General features: G+C 69.2%; 20 protein-coding genes and 1 riboswitch. Of the genes, 7 read left to right on the top strand and 13 right to left on the bottom strand.

Annotation, left to right across the window (positions count from 1 at the left end):
* Positions 1-65: 65 nt before the first annotated feature.
* Complete coding sequence (locus KF708C_RS19990) at positions 66-2,387, top strand: NADP-dependent malic enzyme (protein ID WP_059413011.1); 2,322 nt, start codon at positions 66-68, stop codon at positions 2,385-2,387.
* Between the two features lie 155 nt (positions 2,388-2,542).
* On the opposite strand, the gene KF708C_RS19985 is transcribed toward KF708C_RS19990, so the two are convergent.
* Positions 2,543-2,788: a hypothetical protein gene (locus KF708C_RS19985; protein WP_029043610.1), complete on the bottom strand. Its 246-nt coding sequence runs from the start codon at positions 2,786-2,788 to the stop codon at positions 2,543-2,545.
* Positions 2,789-3,307: 519 nt separating this feature from the next.
* Between KF708C_RS19985 and KF708C_RS19980 the strand changes: the two genes are divergently transcribed.
* Positions 3,308-5,485 (top strand): TonB-dependent receptor, encoded by a 2,178-nt coding sequence (locus tag KF708C_RS19980; protein WP_059413010.1) that lies wholly within the window; start codon positions 3,308-3,310, stop codon positions 5,483-5,485.
* A gap of 144 nt (positions 5,486-5,629) precedes the next feature.
* Here the strand turns inward: KF708C_RS19980 and KF708C_RS19975 are convergent, their stop codons facing one another.
* The 5 genes from KF708C_RS19975 to KF708C_RS19955 all read right to left on the bottom strand — a co-directional run bounded on the left by KF708C_RS19975 (position 5,630) and on the right by KF708C_RS19955 (position 10,755).
* Entirely contained in the window at positions 5,630-6,715 is a 1,086-nt protein-coding gene (locus tag KF708C_RS19975; protein WP_059413009.1) for a porin, read from the bottom strand.
* A gap of 207 nt (positions 6,716-6,922) precedes the next feature.
* Positions 6,923-7,441 (bottom strand): 2-oxo-4-hydroxy-4-carboxy-5-ureidoimidazoline decarboxylase, encoded by a 519-nt coding sequence (gene uraD, locus KF708C_RS19970; RefSeq protein ID WP_059413008.1) that lies wholly within the window; start codon positions 7,439-7,441, stop codon positions 6,923-6,925.
* Positions 7,438-8,388 carry an allantoinase PuuE gene (puuE, locus tag KF708C_RS19965; RefSeq protein WP_059413056.1) on the bottom strand — a complete coding sequence of 317 codons (951 nt, stop codon included), beginning with the start codon at positions 8,386-8,388 and terminating at the stop codon, positions 7,438-7,440. Before puuE ends, uraD begins: the two co-directional genes overlap by 4 nt.
* Before the next feature lie 73 nt (positions 8,389-8,461).
* The gene (locus tag KF708C_RS19960; RefSeq protein WP_059413007.1) at positions 8,462-9,868 is read right to left on the bottom strand and encodes a nucleobase:cation symporter-2 family protein; all 1,407 of its coding nucleotides are present in this window, start codon (positions 9,866-9,868) and stop codon (positions 8,462-8,464) included.
* Positions 9,869-10,014: 146 nt separating this feature from the next.
* Complete coding sequence (locus KF708C_RS19955) at positions 10,015-10,755, bottom strand: GntR family transcriptional regulator (protein ID WP_059413006.1); 741 nt, start codon at positions 10,753-10,755, stop codon at positions 10,015-10,017.
* Between the two features lie 323 nt (positions 10,756-11,078).
* Between KF708C_RS19955 and uraH the strand changes: the two genes are divergently transcribed.
* The 3 genes from uraH (at position 11,079) to KF708C_RS19940 (ending at position 13,774) form a co-directional block, all read left to right on the top strand.
* Positions 11,079-11,432, top strand: coding sequence for a hydroxyisourate hydrolase (uraH, locus tag KF708C_RS19950; RefSeq protein WP_059413005.1), 354 nt, complete (start codon positions 11,079-11,081; stop codon positions 11,430-11,432).
* A gap of 30 nt (positions 11,433-11,462) precedes the next feature.
* Positions 11,463-12,668 carry a urate hydroxylase PuuD gene (locus KF708C_RS19945; protein WP_059413004.1) on the top strand — a complete coding sequence of 402 codons (1,206 nt, stop codon included), beginning with the start codon at positions 11,463-11,465 and terminating at the stop codon, positions 12,666-12,668.
* Between the two features lie 305 nt (positions 12,669-12,973).
* Positions 12,974-13,774, top strand: a complete 801-nt coding sequence (locus KF708C_RS19940) for an NADPH-dependent F420 reductase (RefSeq protein WP_059413003.1) — start codon at positions 12,974-12,976, stop codon at positions 13,772-13,774.
* A 19-nt stretch (positions 13,775-13,793) separates the two neighbouring features.
* Here the strand turns inward: KF708C_RS19940 and KF708C_RS19935 are convergent, their stop codons facing one another.
* The 7 genes from KF708C_RS19935 to xdhA all read right to left on the bottom strand — a co-directional run bounded on the left by KF708C_RS19935 (position 13,794) and on the right by xdhA (position 23,407).
* Positions 13,794-14,369 carry a TMEM165/GDT1 family protein gene (locus KF708C_RS19935; protein ID WP_029043615.1) on the bottom strand — a complete coding sequence of 192 codons (576 nt, stop codon included), beginning with the start codon at positions 14,367-14,369 and terminating at the stop codon, positions 13,794-13,796.
* Between the two features lie 86 nt (positions 14,370-14,455).
* Positions 14,456-14,614: riboswitch (yybP-ykoY riboswitch) on the bottom strand.
* A 34-nt stretch (positions 14,615-14,648) separates the two neighbouring features.
* A complete protein-coding gene (locus tag KF708C_RS19930; RefSeq protein ID WP_020203018.1) occupies positions 14,649-15,749 on the bottom strand; it encodes a fatty acid desaturase in 1,101 nt (366 codons plus the stop codon).
* Positions 15,750-15,955: 206 nt separating this feature from the next.
* Positions 15,956-17,287: a guanine deaminase gene (gene guaD / locus KF708C_RS19925; protein WP_059413002.1), complete on the bottom strand. Its 1,332-nt coding sequence runs from the start codon at positions 17,285-17,287 to the stop codon at positions 15,956-15,958.
* A 73-nt stretch (positions 17,288-17,360) separates the two neighbouring features.
* Complete coding sequence (locus KF708C_RS19920; RefSeq protein WP_059413001.1) at positions 17,361-18,425, bottom strand: adenosine deaminase; 1,065 nt, start codon at positions 18,423-18,425, stop codon at positions 17,361-17,363.
* Entirely contained in the window at positions 18,422-19,474 is a 1,053-nt protein-coding gene (xdhC, locus tag KF708C_RS19915; RefSeq protein WP_020203021.1) for a xanthine dehydrogenase accessory protein XdhC, read from the bottom strand. The genes KF708C_RS19920 and xdhC overlap by 4 nt, the downstream gene beginning before the upstream one ends.
* Positions 19,475-19,485: 11 nt before the next feature.
* The gene (gene xdhB, locus KF708C_RS19910) at positions 19,486-21,879 is read right to left on the bottom strand and encodes a xanthine dehydrogenase molybdopterin binding subunit (protein WP_059413000.1); all 2,394 of its coding nucleotides are present in this window, start codon (positions 21,877-21,879) and stop codon (positions 19,486-19,488) included.
* Between the two features lie 16 nt (positions 21,880-21,895).
* Entirely contained in the window at positions 21,896-23,407 is a 1,512-nt protein-coding gene (gene xdhA / locus KF708C_RS19905) for a xanthine dehydrogenase small subunit (RefSeq protein ID WP_059412999.1), read from the bottom strand.
* A 206-nt stretch (positions 23,408-23,613) separates the two neighbouring features.
* On the opposite strand from xdhA, the gene KF708C_RS19900 reads away from it, so the two are divergent.
* Both KF708C_RS19900 and KF708C_RS19895 read left to right on the top strand, forming a co-directional pair.
* Positions 23,614-24,570 (top strand): LysR substrate-binding domain-containing protein, encoded by a 957-nt coding sequence (locus KF708C_RS19900; protein ID WP_020203024.1) that lies wholly within the window; start codon positions 23,614-23,616, stop codon positions 24,568-24,570.
* Positions 24,571-24,776: 206 nt separating this feature from the next.
* On the top strand, positions 24,777-25,391 hold the full coding sequence (locus tag KF708C_RS19895) for a DUF4126 domain-containing protein (RefSeq protein WP_059412998.1): 615 nt from the start codon (positions 24,777-24,779) through the stop codon (positions 25,389-25,391).
* Positions 25,392-25,475 lie beyond the last annotated feature (84 nt).

The following is a 25,475-nucleotide window of genomic DNA, read 5'->3' as shown; positions in this document are numbered from 1 at the left end:
CGGAGCACGCCGAGAGCAGCGCGGGAGCGGCGGACTCCGGCCGGGCCACTACCCGGACGAGCACAATGAGCAGCAAGACCGGCGGTGATGCACCGCAACATGTCCCCAACAGCCCCGAAGCGCAGTTGCGCCTGGCGGCCCTGGAATATCACCGCAGCCCGACCAGGGGCAAGATCCAGGTAACGGCGACCAAGGCGCTGTCGAACCAGCGCGACCTGTCGCTGGCGTACTCGCCGGGCGTGGCCTACGCCTGCGAGGAAATCGCCAAGGACCCGGCGATGGCCGCCGAATACACCTCGCGCGGCAACCTGGTGGCGGTGATCACCAACGGCACCGCGGTGCTGGGCATGGGCGACATCGGCCCGCTGGCCGGCAAGCCGGTGATGGAAGGCAAGGGCTGCCTGTTCAAGAAGTTCGCCGGCATCGACGTGTTCGACATCGAGCTCGACGCGCGCGACCCGGACAAGATCGTGGAGATCGTGGCCGCGCTGGAGCCCACGCTCGGCGGCGTGAACCTCGAGGACATCAAGGCGCCCGAGTGCTTCTACATCGAGCAGAAGCTGCGCGAGCGCATGAACATCCCGGTCTTCCACGACGACCAGCACGGCACCGCCATCATCTCGACCGCGGCGCTGCTCAACGGCCTCAAGGTGGTGGGCAAGGACATCGCCAAGGTCAAGGTGGCGGTCTCGGGCGCCGGCGCGGCGGCCATCGCCTGCCTGGACACGATGGTGAGCCTGGGCGTGACCCGCACCAACATCACGGTGGTGGACTCGAAGGGCGTGATCTACGTCGGCCGCGACGCCAGCATGGAGCCCAACAAGGCGCGCTACGCGCAGGAAACCGCCGACCGCACGCTGGCCGACATCGTCAACGGCGCCGACGTGTTCCTGGGCTGCTCGACCGCCGGCGTGCTGACCGCCGAGATGGTCAAGACGATGGCCGACAAGCCCATCATCCTGGCGCTGGCCAATCCCGAGCCGGAAATCCGCCCGGAGATCGCCAAGGCCGCGCGCCCGGACTGCATCATCGCCACCGGCCGTTCGGACTACCCGAACCAGGTCAACAACGTGCTGTGCTTCCCGTACATCTTCCGCGGCGCGCTCGATTGCGGCGCCACCAAGATCACGGAAGCGATGAAGCTGGCCTGCGTCAAGGCCATCGCCGAGCTGGCCGAGGCCGAGCTCAACGACGCGGTGGCGGCAGCCTACGGCGGCCAGGAACTGAAGTTCGGCCCCGACTACATCATCCCGACGCCGTTCGACCAGCGCCTGATCGAGAAGATCGCGCCGGCGGTGGCCAAGGCGGCCGAGGAATCCGGCGTGGCCACGCGCCCGATCAAGGACCTGGAAGCCTACCGCCAGCAACTGTCGCAGTACGTCTACCACACCGGCCTCATCATGAAGCCGGTGTTCTCCGCCGCCAAAGCCGCGCCCAAGCGCGTGGTCTACGCCGAGGGCGAGGAAGAGCGCGTGCTGCGCGCGGTGCAGGGCGTGGTTGACGAAGGCCTGGCGCGCCCGATCCTGATCGGCCGCCCGCACGTGATCCAGATGCGCATCGAGAAGGCCGGCCTGCGCCTGAAGCCGGGCGTGGACTTCGAGCTGGTCAACCCGGAAGACGATCCGCGCTACCGCGCCTATCACGAGGCCTACCACGCGCTGCGCGGCCGCGACGGCGTCACGCCCGACATGGCCAAGGTGGCGCTGCGCCGCTCCAACACGCTGATCGGCACCATGCTGATGCACATGGGCGACGCCGACGCGATGCTGTGCGGCACCGTGGGCCGCTTCGAGGCGCACCTGGAGCACGTGCGCGACGTGATCGGCCTGGCGCCGGGCGCCAAGGTGTTCGCGGCGATGAACGCGCTGATGCTGGAAAAGTACACGCTGTTCATCACCGACACCTTCGTCAACGACGACCCGACCGCCGAGGAACTGGCCGCCATCACCCAGCTGGCCGCCGAGGAAATCAAGCGCTTCGGCATCCAGCCGAAGGTGGCGCTGATGTCGCACTCGATGTTCGGTTCGTCGAACCGCCCGTCGGCGCGCAAGATGCGCGCGGCCCACGAGATCCTGGCGCAGGTCGCGCCGCACCTGGAGGTCGAAGGCGAGATGCAGGGCGACGCGGCCCTGGTCGAGGACGTGCGCCGCCACTTCCTGCCGGGCACCCAACTGGCCGGCAGCGCCAACCTGCTGGTCATGCCGACGCTGGACGCGGCCAACATCGCTTTCAACCTGCTCAAGATCACGGGCGGGCAGGGCGTCACGGTCGGCCCGGTCCTGCTGGGCGCGGCCAAGCCGGTGCACATCCTCAACCCGCACGCCACCGCGCGCCGCATCGTCAACATGACGGCCGTGGCCGTGGCCGAGGCCAACTCGGTGCGCTGACGCGGCGCCGCGCGGCTGCGGGCCGCGCCATGAAAAACGGGGCTCCTCATTGGAGCCCCGTTTTTTTGGGCCGGCTTGTGAAGCAGTCCCGCCGGTCCGGCAAAACCCTCGATGTTCCTGCGCCTGCCTCAGGCGCCGCAGCCTGCCGTCGCAGCCTATTGCAGCAGGTTGTACTGCTCGCGCATCACCACGATGATCGATTTGGCGGCTGCCAGCTTGGTCGGCAGGTGGTCATCGCATTCGCGCGGGAAGTCGACTTCCGCGCTCCAGTTACAGCCGGTGTGGTCGGGCTGGTGCACGCGCATGGCGTGCAGTTCGCATTCGCCGCACTCGGGATTGTTGTTGAGGAACTGGTTCAGGATGGCCATCAACTCCGACCGGGTCTTTGCATCACGCCGCATGAGTCACCTCGTCCGTTGCCGTTTTGTTGCCTGGAACATAAATCTAGGCAGGCATCGGCGTGCTCGCCAATTGAATCGGTCTATTAAACAACGGCTTTCGATCCCGATGACACGGTAGACTGTCTCTATCGCATTGCAACAATCCCATCGTTGCCGCGGCGTTCCGCCGCAGGCCCGGCGCCAGCCTCCCGCCGGAGCGCTCCGCAGCGATGCCTCCCCCGAAGCCACTTCCCGAGCCGCCGTCCAGGCCCGCGCAGGTCATTTCTTGCGTCCATTGGTGTGGAAATGAAACGATAATACAAATCAATATCATTTACATTTGACCCGTTGTTCTGAAATAATCCGCCCACACCGTCCAGAACGCCCACGCCGCGTCGTTGCCGCGCGATGGACGCACAGGTTGTCTTGGGTCAGCAACGTGCCCCTCGCGGGCACGCACAGAACATCGGGAGTTTTACCTTGTCTTCAGCTTCACGTGGTTCGCATGTGCCTTGCGCGGCACTGCGCGCTCGCGCCGCCATGCGGCTTGCGCATTCCGGCCGTTTCCTCGCCGCCGCCCGGCTGCGCCCGCTGGTGACGGCACTGGCCGTGGCCGGCGCCCTGCCTTCCTTCGCGCTGGCGCAGCAGGCGGCCCCGGCGCCCGCCGAGAGCCTGCCGGAAGTGACCGTGCGCGCGCCCGCCGCCGCCGCCGACCAGACGCCGCCCGCCTATGCCGGCGGCCAGGTGGCGCGCGGCGGCCGGCTCGGCATCCTGGGCAACCAGGACATCATGGACGTGCCGTTCAGCGTGACCTCCTATACCGCCGAGCTGATGCAGAACCAGCAGGCGCGCAGCATCGCCGACGTGCTGGCCAACGATCCGGGCGTGCGCAGCAGCTACGGCTTCGGCAACTACGCCGAGTCGTTCGTGGTGCGCGGCTTCCAGCTCACCGGCGACGACATCTCCTACAACGGCCTGTACGGCATCGCGCCGCGCCAACTGGTGGCGGTGGAGGGGCTGGAGCGGGTCGAGGTGTTCCGCGGCGCGAGCGCGTTCCTCAACGGCGTGACGCCGGGCGGCTCGGGCATCGGCGGCGGCATCAACCTGGTGCCCAAGTTCGCCACCGACGCGCCCATCACCCAGGCCACGCTCGACTACGGCAGCGACGCGCAGGTCGGCGGCCACATCGACATCGGCCGCCGCTTCGGCGAGCAGAAGCAGTTCGGCGTGCGCATCAACGCGCTGGCGCGCGGCGGCGACACGCCGGTCGACCGCGAGAACCGGCAGCAGCGCCTGTTTACCGCCGGGCTCGACTACCAGGGCGACAAGGTGCGCCTGTCGGCCGACGTCGGCTACCAGAAGCAGAGCATCTACGGCGGCCGCTCGATCGTCCAGCTCAACGGCACCACCTTGCCCGCGGTGCCGTCGGCCAGCGCCAACTACACCCAGCCGTGGGCCAACTCCATGCTGGAGGACACCTACGGCACGCTGCGCGGCGAGGTCGACATCGCGCCGGCCTGGACCGTCTACGCGGGCCTGGGCGCGCACCACACCAACGAGTTCGGCAACTACTCCACGCCCACCGTGGGCGGCAACGGCATCGGCACCGCCGGGCGCCTGACCGTGCCGTACAAGGCCGACACCACCTCGGAAGAGGTCGGCGTGCGCGGCCGCTTCGAGACCGGCCCGGTCAAGCACCAGGTCAACCTGGCGTGGTCGGGCATGCAGACCAAGAAGAACGCCGCCTACGACTTCGGCTCGTCGGTGCCGGCCAACCTGTACGACTTCGTCTCGGCGCCGCGCCCCGGCACCATCCTGGTCGGCGGCAACATGACCGATCCCGGCACCACCGGCCGTACCAACCTGAGCAGCGTGGCGGTGTCGGACACGCTGTCGTTCCTGCAGGACCGCGTGCTGCTCACGCTCGGCGTGCGCCAGCAGACCCTCAGCGTGCGCGGCTACAGCTACGACGGCCCGCAGACCAGCGACTACAACCGCTCGGCGACCTCGCCCGCGTTCGGCCTGGTGGTCAAGCCGTGGCGCAACATCTCGCTGTACGCCAACCACATCGAAGGCCTGGCACAGGGGCCCACGCCGCCGACCACGGTGATCAACCGCAACGACGTGTTCGCGCCGATCAAGTCCAAGCAGGACGAGGCCGGCGTCAAGTGGGACAGCGGCAAGTTCGGCGCCACGCTGGCGGTGTACCAGATCAAGCAGCCGGTCGGCGTCACCGACGCGGCCACCAACACCTTCGGCATGGCCGGCGAGCAGCGCAACCGCGGCGTCGAGCTGAGCGGCTTCGGTGAGCCGCTGCCCGGCGTGCGCGTGCTGGCCGGCATGGCCTACATCGACGCCAAGCTGACCAACACCGAGAACGGCGCCAACAACGGCAACAAGGCCATCGGCGTGCCGAACTACACGCTGAACCTCGGCGCGGAATGGGACCTGCCGTGGCTGGCCGGCGCCACCGTGACGGGCCGCTACCTGTATACCGGGCGCCAGTACCTCGATGCCGCCAACGCCGTGAGCATTCCGTCCTGGAACCGCTTCGACCTCGGCGCGCGCTATACCTTCAAGGCCGCGCAGCAGCGCTACACGGTGCGCGCGCTGGTCGAGAACGTGGCCAACAAGGCGTACTGGGCTTCGACCTACGGCGGCTACCTGCTGCAGGGCGCGCCGCGCACGTTCAAGGTGGCGATGACGGTGGATTTCTGAGGCGAGAAAAACCCGCCACGAGGGCGGGTCGGCTTGCTGACGGAGTCAGCCTGCTGCTGGTGGCCGCCCCTCTCCCATTGCATGGGAGAGGGGCGCGAACTTCCGGCAATCCGGCCCGCCGCCAAGGCGGGTTTTTTCTTGCCTTCAGAACTTGTGTCGCACGCCCACGCCGAACGTGTCGCCGTGCGACAGGTCGGTGATCTTGTCGTAGAAGTACGCCGCGTAGACGTCGGTGCGCTTGGACAGGTTGTAGTCGTAGGCGAGCGCCACCGTGTTGCGCTTGAAGTCCGCGACCGAGTTCTTGGTCTTGTCGTAGGCGTAGGACGCCAGCACGCTGCCCGCGCCGATCGGTACCGACACGCCGACCTGGCCGTTGTAGTGCTTGATGTCGCCGTTGGGGTTGTTGTTGATGTCGGACTTGATGTATTGCCCCTGCGCGAACACCTTCACCACCTGGAAGTCGTAGCTCAGGCCGGCCTGCACGGCGTTCTGCTTGCTGAAGCCGACCAGCAGCGGGCTGGACGACGCGGTGACGTCGCCCGGCGTGCTGTCGAACTTCACCTGCTGGAAGGCCAGCGTGGCGGCGAGCGGGCCGTTGAAGTAGGTCAGGTTGCCGCCCCACTTGTTCTGGCCGATCGAGCCGACCTTCTCGCCGAACGAGTAGATCACGTTGGCGGTCAGGCCGCCGATGGTCGGGGTGGAGTACAGCACCGAGTTGTTCCAGCCCGAGTCGCCGATGATGCCGGGGTCGTTCACGCGCGCGTTGGACGCGCCGAAGTAGGTGTGGAACACCATCGGCGAGAACACGTAGGAGTCGATCAGCGGGTTGAACAGGATGGTCGACACGAAGTACGGCGTGGTGTTGCGGCCCAGCTTGACCGAACCCAGCTTGTCGCTCTGCAGGCCGACGAAGGCGTTGCGGCTGAACATCGAGTCGCCGTCGAAGCGGCCCGAGCGGCCGCCGTCGGTGCGGAAGAAGCCGTTCAGGTCGAACACGGCCTTGGTGCCGCCGCCGAGGTCCTCGGTGCCCTTGATGCCCCAGTACGAGGTCTGCATGCCGCCCGAGTCCGCGACCCAGGCGCGCCCGGCCGAGCCCACGCCCTTGGTGCCGCCGACGAACATGTCGGCCTGGCCGTACAGCGTGACGCTGGACTGCGCGGCGGCGGCGCCGCTGACGAGGGCGGCAGCCACCGCCGCCAGCTTGAGTGCCGGCTTGAATTGCTTTTGCATTGGTGATTTCTCCGTGGTTGATCCGTTGCGTGCTTTTGTGTACTGGGTCCCTGACGGGTTCTATTCGTTCTTGGGGCATGCTCCGGCGGTGGCTTCCGCTGGCTCGCGGAACCCCGCCGGATGCTGCCCGGGCGCCTGTGACCGATGTCCTGCAATCGCGTCTTGCAACCGTGTCCTGCAATCGATAAGCAGGCTGCCCATTTCAACTCAGCGGGATACTAAGTCGTCCAGCCGGAACTGCGCAATGCGATGGATCTGATTGATGCATGTTTGCAACTCCGCGGCGGGCTCGTTGCCGACGCGCCGGGCGAATTCGCCGATGATGCCAGCGCGGTCGTAGCCGCGCACCGCGAGGATGAACGGGAAGCCGAACTTCGCGTTGTAGCGGCGGTTGAGATCCTGCAGCCGTTCGAACTCCTCGGCCGAGCACTGGTCGAGGCCCGCGCCGCTCTGCTCGCGCGTCGATTCGGCGGTCAGCTCGCCGCGCACCGCGGCCTTGCCGGCCAGCTCCGGGTGGGCGCGCACCAGCCTGACCTGGGCTTCGCCGCCGGCGCCGTCGACGATGGCGCGCATGGTGTCGGCCAGCGTGGCGATGTCGGCGAACGGGCGTTTGGCGGCGGCCGCCTCGGCCACCCACGGCGAGTGTTCGTAGATGCCGCCGAGCACCTGCACGAAGCCGGCGGCGGGCAGCGCGTTGAGTTGTCCGAGGGTGTAGGTCTGGCTCATGCTTGTGCCTTCGCGCGATAGGGATGGGTCTCGATCCAGTGGCGCGCGATGTCCACGCGCCGGCAGATCCACACCTTGTCGTGGCCCTGCACGTAGTCGAGGAAACGCTGCAGCCCGCGCATGCGGCCCGGGCGGCCCAGCAGGCGGCAGTGCATGCCGACCGACAGCATCTTGGGCCGGTCCAGGCCCTGCGGGTCGCCCTCGGCGTAGAGCACGTCGAAGGCGTCCTTGAGGTACTGGAAGAACTGCTCGCCGGTGTTGAAGCCCTGCGGCGTGGCGAAGCGCATGTCGTTGGAGTCCAGCGTGTAGGGCACCACCAGGTGGGGCTTCTTCTCGCCGCCGCCGACCTCGACCTCGGTCCAGAACGGCAGGTCGTCGCCGTAGTAGTCCGAGTCGTAGAGCAGGCCGCCGTGCTCCACCACCAGGCGGCGCGTGTTGGGGCTGTCGCGGCCGGTGTACCAGCCCAGCGGCAGCGTGCCGGTCAGCTCCTTGATGATCTGCATGCCGATGCGCATGTGCTCGCGCTCGGTGGCCTCGTCGATGCCCTGGTAGTGGATCCAGCGCCAGCCGTGGCAGGCGATCTCGTGGCCGAGCGCGACGAACGCGCGGGTCAGCTCGGGATGGCGCTGCAGCGCCATCGACACGCCGAAGATCGTGAGCGGCAGGCCGCGCCGCTCGAACTCGCGCAGGATGCGCCACGCGCCCGCGCGCGAGCCGTACTCGTACACGCCTTCCATGCTCATGTGGCGGTCCGGGTAGGCCGCCGCGCCGATGATCTCCGAGAGGAACTGCTCGGAGCCGGCGTCGCCGTGCAGCACGTTGTTCTCGCCGCCTTCCTCGTAGTTGAGGACGAACTGCAGCGCGATGCGCGCGCCGCCCGGCCAGCGGGCATGCGGTGGCTGGCCGCCGTATCCGATCAGGTCGCGTGGATAGTTGTTGCTTGTCATCAGGGTCATGGTGTCTCAGGAAACGGTGCCGGACGCCGCCGGCTCGTAGTGCTGCGCGCTTGTTGTACAGCGCTCATTCGGTGCCGTGCGAATTCGCCGCGGCGTGGCGCATCGCGTCTTCGCGCGACTGCATGCCGTTGAAGAAGAGGTTGAGCAGCACCGCCACGATGGTGCCCAGCACGATGCCGCTGTGCGTGAACGGGTCGGTCCATTTGGGCAGGTACTGGAACAGCGTCGGCGACAGCGTGGGGATCATGCCGAAGCCGATCGAGATGGCGACGATGAACAGGTTGTGGCGGTTGCGGTTGAAGTCGCACGAGCCGAGGATGCGGATGCCGGTGGCCGCCACCATGCCGAACATCACGATGCCCGCGCCGCCCAGCACGAACTGCGGCACCGAGGCCACGATGTGGGCCATCTTGGGGAACAGCCCCAGCGCGATCAGGATGACGCCGCCGGCCGCGGCCACATAGCGCGAGCGCACGCCCGTCACCGTGACCAGGCCCACGTTCTGCGAGAACGAGGTGTACGGGAAGGTGTTGAACACGCCGCCGATCACGGTGCCTAGGCCGTCGGCGCGCAGGCCGCGCGTGAGGTCGTCGTTGGACAGGCGCTTGCCGGTGATGTCCGCCAGCGCGAGGAACATGCCGGTGGACTCCACCAGCGTGATCAGCATCACCACGCACATCGACAGCGTGGCCGCGAGGTCGAAGCTGGGCATGCCGAAATGCAGCGGCGTGATGAAGGCGAGCATGCTGGCCTCGCGCACGCCGTCGAACGATACCTTGCCCAGCGCCATCGCCACCAGCGTGCCGGCCACGATGCCCAGCAGCACCGCGCAGTTCGACACCAGGCCGCGGCCGTATTTGCTCAGCAGCAGGATCACGGCCAGCACCAGCCCGGCGATGCCGAGCGCGCCGAGGTCGCCGTAGGCGAGGTTGGGCACTTCCTTGACCACGCCGTCGATCACCGCGCGCGTGGTGGGCTGGCCGCCGCCGGCCCAGTTGATGCCCACGCGCATCAGCGACACGCCGATCAGCGTGATCACCGTGCCCGTCACCACGGGCGGGAACAGGCCCAGCATGCGTCCCATCAGCGGCGCCACCAGGATGCCGAACACCCCCGCGGCGATCACCGCGCCGTAGATGCCGAGCAGCCCCACGTTGGGGTCCGAGCCGATCGCGATCATCGGCGCCACCGAGGCGAACGTCACGCCCATCATCACCGGCATGCGGATGCCGAACTTCCAGATGCCGACCGCCTGGATCAGCGTGGCCAGGCCGGCGGCGAACAGGTCGGCGTTGATGAGGAAGGCAAGCTGGTCCTTGGGGAGCTTCAGCGCGCCGCCGATGATCAGCGGCACCGCAACCGTGCCGGCATACATCACCAGTACGTGCTGCAGGCCGAGCGCGAGCAGCCGGCCCGAGGGCAGCCGCTCGTTGGTGAGGTCCGCGGGGACCGTGGTGCTGGCGCTAGTCATGGGTGTCTCTCCTCTCCTTTGGATTTTGACGGGAACGCCGCCGGTGGCTGGCCCTGTTCGTGGTTCCGGCCCGCGCGCATCGTCGGGGACGCGTTCTCTTGAGCAGGAATCGGGCCTTGGCCGCGGGTGGCGGCGGGAACATCGCGCTAGGTGGAGTGGCCCAGCACGCTGCGAAGATCGAAGTTGCCGGGCTCGTCGGGCTGCACGCGGTCGGCGCAGGCGCCGAGATGGTGCGCCATGCGGCGCTGGGCCAGCGCCGCGTCGCCCTGTTCCAGGGCATCGAGGATCTCCTCGTGCTCGTCGAACGAGCAGGCGTTGTTGCCCGGCGCCTCCACGCTGGCGATCATCAGCGTGGTGCGCGACACCAGCCGGCGCATCATCGTGACCAGCAGCGCGTTGCCCGAGAGCTCCGCCAGCGCGGTGTGGAACTCGGCCGACAGGCGGATCCACTTGGGCCGCTCGTGGCCGAGGAAGGCCTGGCGTTCGGCCTCCACCATCTTGCGCAGCGGCGCGATCACGCGCTTGACGTCGCGCAGCGCGGCGAGCTTTTCCAGCACCGCGCGCTCGAGCATCTGGCGCAGCTCGAACATGTCGTGCGCCTCGTCGGTGGACGGGCTGGCGATGAACGCGCCGCGGTTGGGCTCGAGGTCGACCATGCCGTCGGCGGCCAGCCGCGCGAGCACCTTGCGCACGGTGTGGCGCGCGGTGGCATAGATTTCGCAAAGCGAGTGCTCGGTCAGCTTGGTGCGCGGCGGCAGCCGGTGTTCCATGATCGCGTCATAGATCTCGTGATACATGCGCTCCTCGACGGAGCCCTTGCGCGCGGGCTTGATTTCGGCCGGGGCGGCGGCGTCGGCGCCGCCAATCAGCTTGAGACTCTTGGACATCTTGGCACCAGCATATCGGTGAGGAGGGAAGCGGCGCGCTGCGGTGGCCCGGAGGGAAGCCGAGGGAACCGGTGGCGCGCCCCAAAAATTGTTGACAATTATTTGGTTATGCACTCAATATTGTCAACAAAACCGATCTAGGTTTTCGACAACTCAGGGTAATTCCTGCGTTGCCATCCGGAGTGGTGCGAAGCATCTTCGCCCTGCACCAGTCCAGCGCCGGGATGCGTTAGAAATACGTACCGAGCGGGCACCATTCCCACAAATGGTGCTAGTGAAGGCAGCGGCGCCTCTCACAACCCAAAGCCCTAAGGAAGAACAGGATGGGACGCTTGACCACGCATGTACTCGACACCGCAACCGGCAAACCCGGCGCCGGCATGTCGATCACCCTGCATAAAATTGTCGACAATCGCAGGGAGGCGCTGAAGACCGTCGTCACCAATCACGACGGCCGCTGCGACCAGCCCCTGCTGGAGGGCGACAGCTTCGCCGCCGGCGTCTACGAGCTCGAGTTCGGCGCCGGCGACTACTTCCGCGCGCAGGGCGCGGCGCTGCCCGAGCCGGCCTTCCTCGACGTGGTGACGCTGCGCTTCGGCATCGCCGACACGGCCGCGCACTACCACGTGCCGCTGCTGGTCTCCCCCTGGTCGTATTCGACCTACCGCGGCAGCTGAGCGCGGGCCAGGCAACACAGGAGACAAGACATGGAAGGCTATATCCTCGACTGGGCCAATCTGCTGCTGCGCTGGGTGCACGTCATCACCGCCATCGCGTGGATCGGTTCCTCGTTCTATTTCGTCTGGCTCGACAACAGCCTGACGCGCCCGCAGGACCCCGAGCTGCAGGAGAAGGGCGTGGGCGGCGAGCTGTGGGCCGTGCACGGCGGCGGCTTCTACAACCCGCAGAAATACCTCACCGCGCCCAAGACGCTGCCGGAGAACCTGCACTGGTTCTACTGGGAGTCCTATTCCACCTGGATGACCGGCTTCGGCCTGCTGGTGGTGCTGTACCTGTTCAACGCCAGCACGTTCCTGATCGACCGCAACGTCTACGACATGTCGCCCGGCGCGGCGGTCGGGCTGGCGCTGTCCTACCTCGCCGCGGGCTGGGTGGTGTACGACTGCATCTGCCGCCTGTTCGGCAAGAGCGACCGCACCGTCGGCGTGCTGGTGGCGGTCTACGTGGCGGTGGCCGCCTACGTGGCGTGCCACGTGTTCTCGGGCCGCGCGGCGTTCCTGCTGACCGGCGCGATGATCGCCACCATCATGAGCGCCAACGTGCTGGTGTGGATCATCCCCGGCCAGCGCAAGGTGGTGGCGGCGCTGCGCAAGGGCGATCCGGTCGACCCGGTGCACGGCAAGCACGCCAAGCAGCGCAGCGTGCACAACACCTACTTCACGCTGCCGGTGCTGTTCGCCATGCTGTCGAACCACTACAGCATGACCTACAGCTACAAGTACAACTGGGCCGTGCTGGTGCTGATCATGCTGGCCGGCGTGCTGATCCGCCAGTTCTTCATCCTCAAGCACAAGGGCAGGATCAACGTGGCGTGGCCCGCCGCCGGCGTGGCCGTGCTTGGCGTGGTCGCGGTCATGATCGCGCCGGTGCCGCGCGAGACCGTGGCCGGCAAGGACGGCGCGGCCGCCGCGCCGGTGAGCTTCGCCCAGGTGCAGGAGGTCATCAACTCGCGCTGCATCCAGTGCCACGCCGCGTCGCCCAAGCTGATGCCCAGCGCCGCCAAGGGCATCAAGCTCGATACCGCCGACGAGATCAAGGCGCACGCGCAGCTGATCTACCAGCAGGCCGTGCAGCAGAAGGCCATGCCGCTGGGCAACGTCACGCAGATCACCGACGACGAGCGCGCGCTGCTGGGGCAGTGGTTCGAGGCGGGGGCGAAGACGGCGAATTGATGGGGGGCTGGCCGGCGTGATGCACGCTTGGCCGGGTTTGCCGGCATCGCCGGCTTGCCGAAGGTTGCCGGCAATCCAACGGGGCGCAAGCCCCGTTTTCATTTCACCGCCACTACGCCACTACGCCACTACGCCACTACGCCACTACGCCACGATGTGCACCGCGCCGCCACGCACGCGCCATTTTTGGTCTAGAGTGCGAAGGCAGGCCAGCCGTGCCGCCCGTGCCACGCGCTTGCCGGGCACTGGCGGCGCGGTGCCTGCCATGAGTCGCCCCCTGTGGTTCTCGAACTCAGGAGTCAGATATGTCTCGTCCCGATAGTCAGGCCGCCACCACCGTGGCGCATGCCGTGGCCGACCGGCGCCGCCGTTTGCTGCTGGGCGGCTCGGGCGCCGCCCTCGCGGCGCTGGCGCTGGGCCTGCGTCCCGCGCGCGCGCGGGCGCAAGGCAATGCCGGCCCGGCGCGCATCGGCGTGATCGGTTCCGGCAACATCGGCGGCACCATCGGCGAACTGTGGGTGCGGGCCGGCCACCCGGTGCTGTTTTCCTCGCGCCACCCGGACGCGCTCAAGCCGCTGGTGGACAAGCTCGGCCCGCTCGCGCGCGCCGGCACCGTGGCCGACGCGCTGGCGTTCGCCGACGTGATCTTCCTGGCCGTGCCTTACAAGGCGCTGCCCGAGCTGGCCGAGCAGAACGGCAACGCCTTCGGCGGCAAGGTGGTGGTGGACGCGACCAACGCGGTGCGCGCGCGCGACGGCGCCATCGCCGACGAGGCGGCCGGCAACGGCATCGGCATCACCACGGCGAAGTACCTGCGCGGCGCGCGCGTGGTGCGCGCGTTCAACTTCACGGGCGCGGCCGAGTTCGCGCGGGAGAGTCACCGCGCGGGCGTGCTGCTGGCGGTGCCGATCGCCGCGGATGACGCGCAGGCCCTGCGCGTCGGCGCGCAGCTCGTGCGCGACGCCGGCTTCGAGCCGGTGGTGGTGGGCCCGCTGGCCACCGCGAACAGCTTCGCGCCGGGCGGCCCGCTGTTCCGCCAGATGGGCTCGGCCGACGAGCTGCGCGCGCGCGTCGCGCAGGTGCTCGGTAGGCCGGCGCCGCAATAGCGCCGGCGGCGCGGCGCGCTCAGGCGCCCACGCCCAGCAGCGCGAGCACGCCCAGCACCAGGAAGATCGCCGCGGCGATCTTGTGCACCAGCGCGATCGGCATCTTGTTGGCGAAGCGGTCGCCGAGCAGCACGGCGGGCGCGTTGGCCAGCATCATGCCGAAGGTGGTGCCGGCCACCACGCCGATCACCTCGCCGCTGAAGCGCGCCGCCAGCGCCACGGTGGCGATCTGCGTCTTGTCGCCCATCTCCGCGAAGAAGAAGGCCACGATGGTGGTGCCGAGGATGCCGAGCGCGCCCTTGGCCGGCTTGCCCTGCTCGGCGTCGTCGAGCTTGTCGGGGATCAGCATCCAGCCGGCCATCGCGATGAAGCCCGCGCCGAGGATCCAGCGCAGCACGTCGGCGCCGAGCACGTGCGTGATCCAGCCGCCGAGCGCGCCGGCAAAACCGTGGTTGACGATGGTGGCGATGAAGATGCCGAGGATGATGGGCAGCGGCTTGCGGTAGCGGGCCGCGAGCACGAGCGACAGCAACTGGGTCTTGTCGCCCATTTCAGCAAGGGCGACGATGCCTGTGGAGACGAGGAAGGCTTCCATTCTTTTGTGGGTGTGTCCGGGCCGATGCATCGCGAGATGCCAATGACACGCACCTTTCCCGGCCCGGCCAGAAAGGTGATGTCATCGGTCTCGCCAGGCCCTGGAAGCAGGCCGCAGGCCCGCCCCGGAAGCTGCGCACGCCATAACCGCAAGCGGTCAAGTCTGTTGACGTGTGCCCCCGTTTTTTCGCATCCCGCGTTGCGCGGGTGGTGAAAACGGGGCGGCTACTCCCCAATGGAAGCCCGCATTATGCCAAGGCGGGCCGTGCGCGTCCAGTGCCTACAGCGGCACCGGCGCGTTGTCGCTGGTCTGGCGGCCGCGGAAGTCGGTCCAGCACAGCGCCTTGAAGTCATACAGCTTGCAGCGGCGCGCGGTGCCGAAATACCAGCGCCAGCTGAAGTTCTGGATGATGATGCGGCCCGGCAGGGCCTGCTCCAGCAGCGCCTGGGCGCGCTTGAGGCGGTACAGCGGCACGCTCATGTCGACGTGGTGGGCGGTGTGCTCCATGATGTGGTGCAGCGCCGCGCCGATGCCGTAGCGAAAGCGCAGGTGCACGGTGGTGGAGACGAACGGCTGGGCGCGCGCCCACATCGCCTTGGTGTCGTACCACGCCACGCTGGTGTGGGTGTGGTGCACGTAGAGCACGAAGCCCACGGTCAGGTTCCACACCAGGAACGGCAGCACGAAACCCAGGCCGACCAGTTGCACGGCCGACTGGCCGGTCGCCAGCGCCAGCCACACCAGCGCGCCGATCCAGGCGGCGCCGAACGCGGCCACCAGCACGCAGTCCCACATGAAGATGGCGCGGCGCGTGGGCATCTGGCGGCGGTTCGGGAAGAACATCTTGCACCACCAGATTTCCACCAGGTAGTACAGGCCCGCGCCGAAGCCGGTGCGGTAGATGCGCTCCATCGCGCGGCGCCAGCGCGGCAGCGCCTGGAATTCCTCGAGCGAGTACGGCGCCCACACGAAGTCGAAGCCCTTGAGGTTGGAGTAGCCGTGGTGGACCACGTTGTGGCCCACTTCCCACAGGCTGTAGGGCGTCAGCGACGGCAGGAAGGTCAGGCGCCCGAGCCACTTGTTGAGGCCGCGGCGCGGCGTCAGGCTCTGGTGGCAGGCGTCGTGCCCGATGATGAACAGGCGGGCGATGATGAGGCCCGTCACCACGCCGGCGGCCGTCTTGGCCAGCCAGTGGGAGAGCAGCACCACGGCGGCCAGCGCCGCGGCGAACAGCGCGGTGTCGAGCGCGAACAGCACCAGCGCGCGCGGCGTGCTGCGTGCAGTGATCGGGAGCATCCAGCTGCGGATGACCTTGCGCGGGGGCAGCGGAGCGTCGGGGGAAACCGGTTCGGGAAAGGGAATTTGCTGCGAGACGGTCATGGCACCTTCAGTTGTCGAACGCCTGGAATGGAATTGGGCGATTAGTGGCCGCACGGGCCCGAGATTGCGACAGCTTAGAAGGGATGTATGACGGGGGTGTTGACTGGCGTCAAAAAGAGCATGGCGGCACTCTAAAAGAGCCGCAAGCGGCACTTTGTTGTGCCGTTTGGGTCCGCCACCCCGCTCTGTCCCCCGGGTTTGCCGCTTCAGTGCGCCGCGCGCGCCGTGGCGCCGGCTTCCTCGCCCATCACGTAGACCTCGCTCACGGCGCGGTCGTCGCCGAGCATGGCGAAGGCGAACAACTGCTCTTCCAGCGTCTGCGAGCGCTCGCTGCGGCGCGCGATCAGCGGCGTGGCCTGTGGATCGAGCACGATGAAGTCGGCCTCGCAGCCGGGCAGGAAGCTGCCCACGCGCGCGCTCCAGCCGAGCGCGTCGGCGGCGGCGCGGGTGGCGAGGTAGAACATGCGCAGCGCGCTCAGGTGGTAGCCGCCCATGCGCGCGACCTTGTGCGCGGCGTTCATGGTGCGCAGCATCGAGAACGAGGTGCCGCCGCCCACGTCGGTGGCCAGCGTGACGTTGAGGCGGTTGGCGTCGGACTGGTGGAAGTCGTAGAAGCCGCTGCCGAGGAACAGGTTGGAGGTGGGGCAGTGCGCCACCGCGGCGCCGCTGTCGGCCAGGCGGCGGCGGTCGTCCTGGTCCAGGTAGATGGCGTGGCCGTAGAGCGCGCCGGGGCGCAGCAGGCCGTACTGGTCGTAGACGTCGAGGTAGCTGCGCGCCTGCGGGAACAGCTCGGCCACCCATTTCACCTCGTCGCGGTTTTCCGCCACGTGGGTCTGGATGAAGGCGTCCGGGTAAGCCTTGGCGAGTTCGCCGCAGGCGGCCAGCTGCGCTTCGGTGGAGGTCGGCGCGAAGCGCGGCGTGATGGCGTAGGACAGGCGCTTCCTGCCGTGCCAGCGGGACAGCAGGTCGGCCGAGTCGCGCGCGCCGGACTCGGCGGTGTCGCGCAGGAACTCGGGGCAGTTGCGGTCCATCATGACCTTGCCGGTGACCAGGCGCAGGTTGCGGCGCTCGGCCTCGGCGAACAGCGCCTCGGCCGAGGCCTTGTGCACGGTGCTCCAGGCCACCGCGCTGGTGGTGCCGTTGCGCAGCAGTTCGTCGGCGAAGAAGCCAGCCACCGCGGCGGCGTATTCCGGCTCGGCGAAGCGGCGCTCCTCGGGGAAGGTGTAGGTGTCGAGCCAGTGCAGCAGGCCCGGCGAGGGCGAGGCGATGATGTCGGTCTGCGGGTAGTGCACGTGGGTGTCGATGAAGCCCGGCACGATCAGCTTGCCGCGGCGGTCGACGATCTCGGCGCCGGGCGGGATCCGCGCGGCCAGCTCGGCGTAGGCGCCCGCCGCGGCGATGTGCCCGGCGGTGACGATCAGCACGCCGTCTTCCCAGTACTGGTGCGCGTCTTCATGGAACTGGGGGTCGCGCAGGAAATGCAGCACGCGGCCGCGGATGGCGCGGGTGGTGGCGGAAGTCGGGGGGCTGGTCGTCATGGTTGGTGTCTCGTGGTGCGCCGGCGCGCCGTCCGCTCGGGGCCGCGCGCCGGCATCTCGGCATGCGCCGCGCTCAGGCCGGGGCGGCCGGCGCGGCGGCGGGTTCGGCCGCGGGCAGCGGCGCTTGCCAGAAGTGGTCGACTTCGGCGAGGAAGGCGGCCTTCTGCGTGGCGGGCAGGAAGGCCGCCTCGAAACTGTTGCGCGCCAGCGCGTGGCCGTCGGCCGCGGTCAGCGGCAGGGCGGCGAAGGTGGCTTCCCAGTTGGCGTTCATGTAGCCGCCGAAATAGGCGGGGTCGTCCGAGTGCAGCGTGACCAGCACGCCGGCGTCGAGCAGGCGCTTGAGCGAGTGGTCGCGCAGGTCCGGGTAGACCTTGAGCTTCTGGTTCGACAGCGGGCACACGGTCAGCGCCACGCGCTCGCGCGCCAGGCGCTCGACCAGCGCGGCATCGTCGATGGCGCGCACGCCGTGGTCGATGCGCTCGACCTTGAGGATGTCGAGCGAGTCGGTGACGTTCTGCGCCGGGCCTTCCTCGCCGGCATGCGCGACCAGCCGCAGGCCGAGCTCGCGGGCGCGCGCGAACACGCGCGCGAACTTCGCCGGCGGGTGGCCTTTTTCGGAGGAGTCGAGCCCCACGCCGATGAAGCGGTCGCGGTAGGGCAGCGCGGCTTCCAGCGTGGCGAAGGCGTCTTCCTCGGACAGGTGGCGCAGGAAGCAGAGGATCAGGCTGCTGGAGAAGTCGAACTGCGTGCGCGCCTGGGCCAGCGCGTCGGAGATGCCGTCGATCACCACGGCGATCGGCACGCCGCGCGCGGTGTGGGTCTGCGGGTCGAAGAAGATCTCGGCGTGGCGCACGTTGTCGGCCACCGCGCGCTGCACGTAGGCCATCGTCATGTCGAAGAAGTCATCCTCGGTCAGCAGCACGCTGGCGCCGGCGTAGTAGATGTCGAGGAAGGACTGCAGGTCGGTGAAGGCGTAGGCGTCGCGCAGCGCTTCCACGCTGGGATAGGGCAGCTTCACGTGGTTGTGCTGGGCCAGCCGGAAGATCAGCTCGGGCTCGAGCGTGCCTTCGATATGGACGTGCAGCTCCGCCTTGGGGGTCAGGCGGATACGGTCGGCGAGCGCGGCATCGAGCGTCATGGGGTTCCTTTTGCGGTTCTGGTTTGCGTCGTTCCCGCCGCTTCGCCGCCGCGTGCCGCGCTCAGCGCGCCCAGGTGGGCGGCGCGCTGGTCGCGGACCTGCAGCAACTGGGCGACGATGGCAACCGCAATCATAGCCGGAGCCTTGTCGGTGATGCCGGCGATGCCCATCGGGCACGTCATTTCGGCGAAGCGCGCCGGGTCGATGCCGTGCTCGGCCATGCGGTGCTCGAAGCGCGCGCGCTTGGTTTTGGAGCCGATCAGGCCGAAATAGGCGAAGTCGTCGCGGCGCAGGATGCGCTCGCACAGCGTCTGGTCCAGCGCGTGGCTGTGCGTCATCACGAGGAAATAGCTGCCCGCCGGCGCGGCGTCGATCACCGCCTCCGGGATGTCGGTGGCTTCGGCGCTGACGTTGGCCGGTAGCCCGGCCGGGAACAGGGTGTCGCGCTCGTCCACCCAGTGCACGCGGCACGGCAGGCTGGCCAGCAGCGTGACCAGCGCATGGCCGACGTGGCCGGCGCCGAACAGCACCACCTGCATCTCGTCGGGCACCATCACGTCGGTCCAGCCGCCGTGCCGGTCCAGCGTCACGGAGGGCAGCAGCGCCGGCGCCGGCGCATGCCGCACCGGGCCATGCGCGGGCACCGTGCGCGCCAGCGAGCGGCCGGCGGCGAAGGCTTCCTGCACGGCTTCCAGCCACGGCAGGTCGGCCTCGCCGAGCACCTCGAAGGCGAGCCGCACCACGCCGCCGCAGCACTGTCCCAGCGCCGGGCCGAGCGGGATGCGCACCACCTGGCGCGCCGGGCCACCCGTGTCCGGCGCGGCCCGGGCCGCCAGCATGCCGCGCGCGATCTCCATGCCGCGCCATTCGAGATGGCCGCCGCCGATGGTGCCGACGAGGTCGCCGGCCGTCACCAGCATGCGGATGCCGGCCTCGCGCGGGGCCGAGCCCTTGACCTCGGCGATCGTGACCAGCGCCGCCGGCACGCCGGCGCGCACGCAGCGGATGGCGTCGGCGAAGCGGAAGGGCTTGAGCGGGGCGTCCTGCATGATGTGCCTTCCTACCAGGATGCCGGGGATGCCGGGGATGCCGGGGTGGCCGCGGCGCGCACCGCGTCCACCGCGTCGAGGATGGCCTCGCCGGTGGCCGGCGCCGACAGCGGCGGGTTGACGCGGTAGCCGCCCACACTGGCCACCGCGTCGCGGATGGCGAAGAACACCGAGAACGGCAGCAGCAGCGGCGGCTCGCCGACCGCCTTGGAGCGGTGGATGCTGTCCTCCACGTTGCGGTTGTCGAACAGCCGCACGGTGAAGTTCTCGGGGCAGTCGTTGACGGTCGGGATCTTGTAGGTGGACGGCGCGTGCGTCATCAGCTTGCCGTCCTGGTTCCACCACAGTTCCTCGGTGGTGAGCCAGCCCATGCCCTGGATGAAGGCGCCCTCGACCTGGCCGATGTCGATGGCCGGGTTGAGCGAGCGGCCCGCGTCGTGCAGCACGTCGGCCTGCAGCAGCTTCCATTCGCCGGTCAGCGTGTCCACCAGCACCTCGGAGCAGGCCGCGCCGTAGGCGAAGTAATAGAACGGCCGGCCTTGCAGCTTCGACTGGTCCCAGTACAGCTTGGGCGTGGTGTAGAAGCCGTCCGACCACAACTGCACGCGCGCCATGTAGGCCTGGCGGGCCAGCTCGCTGAAGTCCAGGCGCAGCTCGCCGGCCACCACCAGGTCGTCGCCGAAGCTGACCTCGCCGGGTTCCACGCCGGCCTGGCGCGCGGCGAACGCGGCCAGCCGCTCGCGGATCTGGCGCGCGGCGTCCTGCGCGGCCTTGCCGTTCAGGTCCGAGCCGGTGGAGGCGGCGGTGGCCGAGGTGTTGGCCACCTTGCTGGTGTCGGTGGCGGTCACGCGCACGCGCTCCAGGCGGATGCCGAGCTCGTGCGCCACCACCATCGCCACCTTGGTGTTGAGGCCCTGGCCCATCTCGGTGCCGCCGTGGTTCACCAGCACCGAACCATCGTTGTACACGTGCACCAGCGCGCCGGCCTGGTTGAAGTGGGCCACGTTGAACGAGATGCCGAACTTCACCGGCGTGATGGCGATGCCTTTCTTGAGCACCGGGCTGGCGGCGTTGAACGCGCGCGTGGCGGCGCGGCGCGCGCGGTAGGCGCTGCTGGCTTCCAGCTCGTCGAGCAGTTCGTGGATGACGTTGTCCTCCACGGTTTGGCCGTAGGGCGTGACGTTGCGCTCGGTCTTGCCGTACAGGTTGGCGCGGCGCACGTCGAGCGCGTCGCGGCCGACGGTGCGCGCCACGTTGTCGAGGATGTACTCGATGGCGAACGCGCCCTGCGGGCCGCCGAAGCCGCGGAACGCGGTGTTGCTCTGCGTGTTGGTCTTGCCGCAGTAGCCGTCGATGCGCACGTCGGGCAGCCAGTAGGCGTTGTCGAAGTGGCAGATCGCGCGCGTCATCACCGGGCCGGACAGGTCGGCCGAGAAGCCGGCGCGCGAGACCATCTCCACGGCCACGCCGTCGAGGCGGCCGTCGGCGTCGTGGCCGACCTCGTAGTCGAACACGAAGTCGTGGCGCTTGCCGGTGATCATCATGTCGTCGTCGCGGTCCGGGCGCAGCTTGACCGGGCACAGCAGCTTCCACGCCGCCAGCGCCGCGCAGCACGCGAAGATCGCCGACTGCGATTCCTTGCCGCCGAAGCCGCCGCCCATGCGCCGGCATTCCACCAGCACCTGGTGCGCGTGCCAGCCCAGCATGTGCGCCACCGCGTGCTGCATCTCGGTCGGATGCTGGGTGGAGCACCATACGTGCATGCCGTCGTTTTCCTTAGGCGCGGCGTAGGCGATCTGGCCTTCCAGGTAGAACTGCTCCTGGCCGCCCAGGCGGATATGGCCGCGCTCGCGGTGCGCGGCCGCGGCGATGCGGCCGGCCGGCTCGCCGCGCGCGAGGTGCATCGGCGGCAGCACGTAGCTGCCGGCCTGGTGCGCGGCCTCGGGCGACAGCACCGGGGGCAGGTCCTCGTATTCGATCGTGCCCAGGCGCGCGGCGCGGCGCGCGGCGTCGTGCGAGGTGGCGACCACCACGAACAGCGGCTGGCCGATGAACTGCACCACGCCGGTGGCCAGGATCGGGTCGTCGTGGAGGATCGGGCCGCAGTCGTTGGTGGCGGGGATGTCGTCGGCGGTCAGCACCGCCACCACGCCGGGCGCGGCGCGCACCTTGTCGAGCGAGACCGACCTGATGCGAGCATGCGCGCGCGTGCTCATGCCGAGCGCGGCGTGCAGCGTGCCGGCCAGCTCGGGGATGTCGTCGGTGTAGGTGGCGGTGCCGGCCACGTGCAGGTGCGCCGATTCGTGCGGGCGCGAGATGCCGACCTGCGGCGTGGCGATGGCGCGGTCCTCGCCGTCGCGTTCGTTCCCGGCGTCGAGCAGGAAGGGTTCGGTTTGCTTGTTCATGGTGCCGGTCCTCCCCTCAGGCGGTGGCCAGGGCCTGGCCGGCGCCCGGCGCGCGGACGTTGACGGCCGCCGCCGGCAGCGCGTCGGCGCGTGTTTCCAGCCAGAAGCGGTAGAGCAGGTTGGCGGCGCCGCGGCTGCGGTAGGCGGCGGTGGCGCGCATGTCGGTGAGCGGGGCGTAGTCTTGCGCCAGCGCGGCCATCGCGGCGCGCGCGGTGGCTTCGGTCCAGGGCTGGCCGAGCAGGGCGGCCTCGGCATGCGCGCCGCGCCTGGGCGTGGCGGCCATGCCGCCGAAGGCCACGCGCGCGTGGGCGATGACGCCGTCGTCGCCGAGCGTGACGGCGAAGGCGGCGCACACCGCGGAAATATCCTCGTCGAAGCGCTTGGACAGCTTGTAGGTGCGGAAATGCCGCGGGCCGGCCAGCGGCACGCGCAGGCCCGCGACGAACTCGCCCTCGGCCATCGCGGTCTTCTGGTAGGCCAGGTAGAGGTCTTCGAGCGGCAGCGCGCGGCGCGTGTCGCCACGCTGCAGCACCACTTCGGTGCCGAGCGCGATCAGCGCGGGCATGGAGTCGCCGATCGGCGAGCCGTTGGCGATATTGCCGCCCAGCGTGCCGGCGTTGCGGATCGGCAGCGAGGCGAAGCGCTTCCACAGCTCGCGCAGGCCGGGGTGGGCCGCTTCCAGCGCGGCGTAGGCGCGCTCCAGCGACACCGCCGCGCCGATCTCGATCATGCCCTCGCTTTCCCGGATGTATTGCAGGTCGGCCACCTGGCCCACGTACAGCAGGTTGCCCAGCTCGCGGAACTGCTTGGTGACCCACAGCCCCACGTCGGTGCTGCCGGCCAGGATGCGCGCGCCGGGCTCGGCGGCCTTGAGCGCGGCGAACGCCGACGCCGTGCGCGGCGCGTAGAAATGCTGGCCGTCGGCGCTATAGTGGAAGGTCTCGTCGCGGCGCAGCGCGCGCAGGGTCTCGGCGATGTGCCGCGCATCGAGCTTGCCGGCGCGCGGCGCCGGCAGCGCCATCATGCGCTGGCCGGCCTCGACGATGGGGCGGTAGCCGGTGCAGCGGCACAGGTTGCCGGTAAGGGCGTCGCAGATGGCGTCGCGCGCCGGCGCGCGGCCGCTGCCGGCGTCGCCGGCGTGCTGCTGGTAGAGCGCCCACAGCGACATCACGAAGCCGGGCGTGCAGAAGCCGCACTGGGAACCGTGGCATTCCACCAGCGCCTGCTGCACCGGGTGCAGCGCGCCGTCGGCCTGGCGCAGGTCTTCCACGGTGATGAGCGCGCGGCCGTCCAGCGTGGGCAGGAACTGGATGCAGGCGTTGACCGCCTTGAACTCGACCTCGCCATCCTCGCGCAGTTCGCCCAGCACCACGGTGCAGGCGCCGCAGTCGCCCTCGGCGCAGCCTTCCTTGGTGCCGGTGCAGCGCACGTCCTCGCGCAGGTACTGCAGCACGGTGCGGGTCACGGGCGCGCCGCCGACCTCCCTGACCTGGCCGCGGTGGTAGAAGCGGATGGTTTGCGTCTCCATGATGTCGTCTCTCTTTGCAATGGGGCAAAACATAGCACTCAGGCCGATGATGCAATATTCGGCCCAGGTGATATGCCCCATCAAGGGCGGGAGCGCGTTGCGCCGCCGCCCGGATTAACCGCTGGCGGGGTGCCTGACATACACTATGCGCCGTTCCCATCCCCCACGCCACCGGCCGCCGCGGCGCGCCCCGGCGCCCCCTCGCCATGCACGGACGCGACCATCTCGACACCTATTTGCTGCGTGTGCTGCACACCCTGCTGACCGAGCAGAGCGTGACCCGCACGGCGGTCAAGCTGGGCCAGTCGCAGCCGGCCATCAGCAACACGCTCAAGCGCCTGCGCGAGATCACCGGAGACGCCATCCTGGTGCGCGGCAAGAGCGGCATGGTGCCGACCGAGCGCGGGCGCGAGCTGCTGGCGCTGGCCGAGCAGAGCCTGGCGGCGATGGACCGCATCGCCCGCCCGCCGCAGCATTTCGACGCGGCCACCACCACGCGCACGTTCCACCTGGGCGCGCCCGACTACCTCGACGCCTTTTTCCTGCCCAACATCGTCGAGCGCGTGCGCCGGCTGGCGCCGGGCGCCCGGCTGTTCGTGCACCCGATGACCTCCTCCAGCGACTTCCTCGAAAGCCTGGAGCAGGGCCAGCTCGACATCGTGGTCGGCAACTGGCTGTCGCCGCCCGAGCACCTGCACATCTCGCCGCTGTTCGACGACGAGGTGGTATGCATGCTCGGCGCCCAGCACCCGCTCGCGCGCAAGGGCCTGACGCTCAAGCACTACCTGGAGATGCCGCACCTGGCGCCGGCGCCGTATGCGTCCATGCAGCGCAGCATGATCGACCAGGCGCTGGCCGAGCAGGGCTACAAGCGCAATATCCAGGTCACGCTGCCGTATTTCGGCCTGGTGCCCTACGTGCTGATGAAGACCGACATGGTCTTCACCACCGGCCGCCAGTTCGCCGCGCATTATTCGCAGTACCTGCCGCTGCGCATGGTGCCGTCGCCGGTGCCGTTCCCGCGCATGCGCTTCTACCAGCTCTGGCACGAGCGCTGCCACGCGGCGCCGGACGTGATGTGGCTGCGGCGCATGATCGCGGAGGTGGCGGCCGAGCTGCCGCAACTGCCGCAGTTGCCCAGGCTCGGGGAAGTGCCGGCCTGATCCGCCGGCGGACGGCCGCATGTGACTGGCATGGCGCTTCCGGCGCTGGCCACGGCCCTGGCCGCGATGGCGGCTGTTGCGCGACATCCGGGTGGGCATTCGGGCGGGCATTCGTCGGCCATTCGTCGGCCATTCCGGCGGCGCCGTATTACACTGCTTGCAGCGGCTGGCTGCGCGCCTTCCGCCACAGACACGCAAGGAGCCTCATGCTAGAAACGGCCGCGTTGGCCGCGGGCTTGTCCTGGACCAGCGGATTCCGCCTCTACCTGGCCGTGTTCACGGCCGGCGCGCTTGGGCGCCTGGGGCTGCTGCACCTGCCGCCGGGGCTGCAGGTGCTGGAGTCATGGTGGATGATCGCCCTGGCCGCGCTGCTGGCGCTGGCCGAGTTCGTGGCCGACAAGGTGCCCGGCTTCGACTCGTTCTGGGACGGCATCCAGACCTTCATCCGCATTCCCGCCGGCGCGATCCTGGCCGCCGCCGCGTTCGGCCAGCTCGATCCGCAATGGGTGATGGCCGCGGGGCTGGCCGGCGGCACGCTGGCGGGCACCGCGCACGCGGCCAAGGCCGGCACGCGCGCGCTGATCAACGTCTCGCCGGAACCGTTTTCGAACTGGGCTGCCTCACTGAGCGAGGACGTCGCCGCCAGCGGCGGCCTGCTGCTGGCCTTCTTCCTGCCGGTGGCGTTCCTGGTGGTGCTGGCGCTGCTGCTGGTGGTGGCGATCTGGCTGCTGCCCAGGCTGTGGCGCGGCCTGCGCCGGCTGCGCCAGGCGCTGGGGCGGGGCGAGCCCGCCGTCGCGGCGCGCCGGCTGCCGCGGCGCTAGCGCCCAAGCCGGATTCATTGCCTTCACATCTTCACCGGACAACCGGCGGCCTGCCTGGCGGGCCGCTTCAACGCATGTGCACGG

This window comes from Cupriavidus basilensis, from assembly GCF_000876015.1.
Classification (GTDB): domain Bacteria; phylum Pseudomonadota; class Gammaproteobacteria; order Burkholderiales; family Burkholderiaceae; genus Cupriavidus; species Cupriavidus basilensis_B.
The sequence above is the reverse complement of the archived record's forward strand: the minus strand, read 5'-3'. Positions and strand labels throughout refer to the sequence as shown.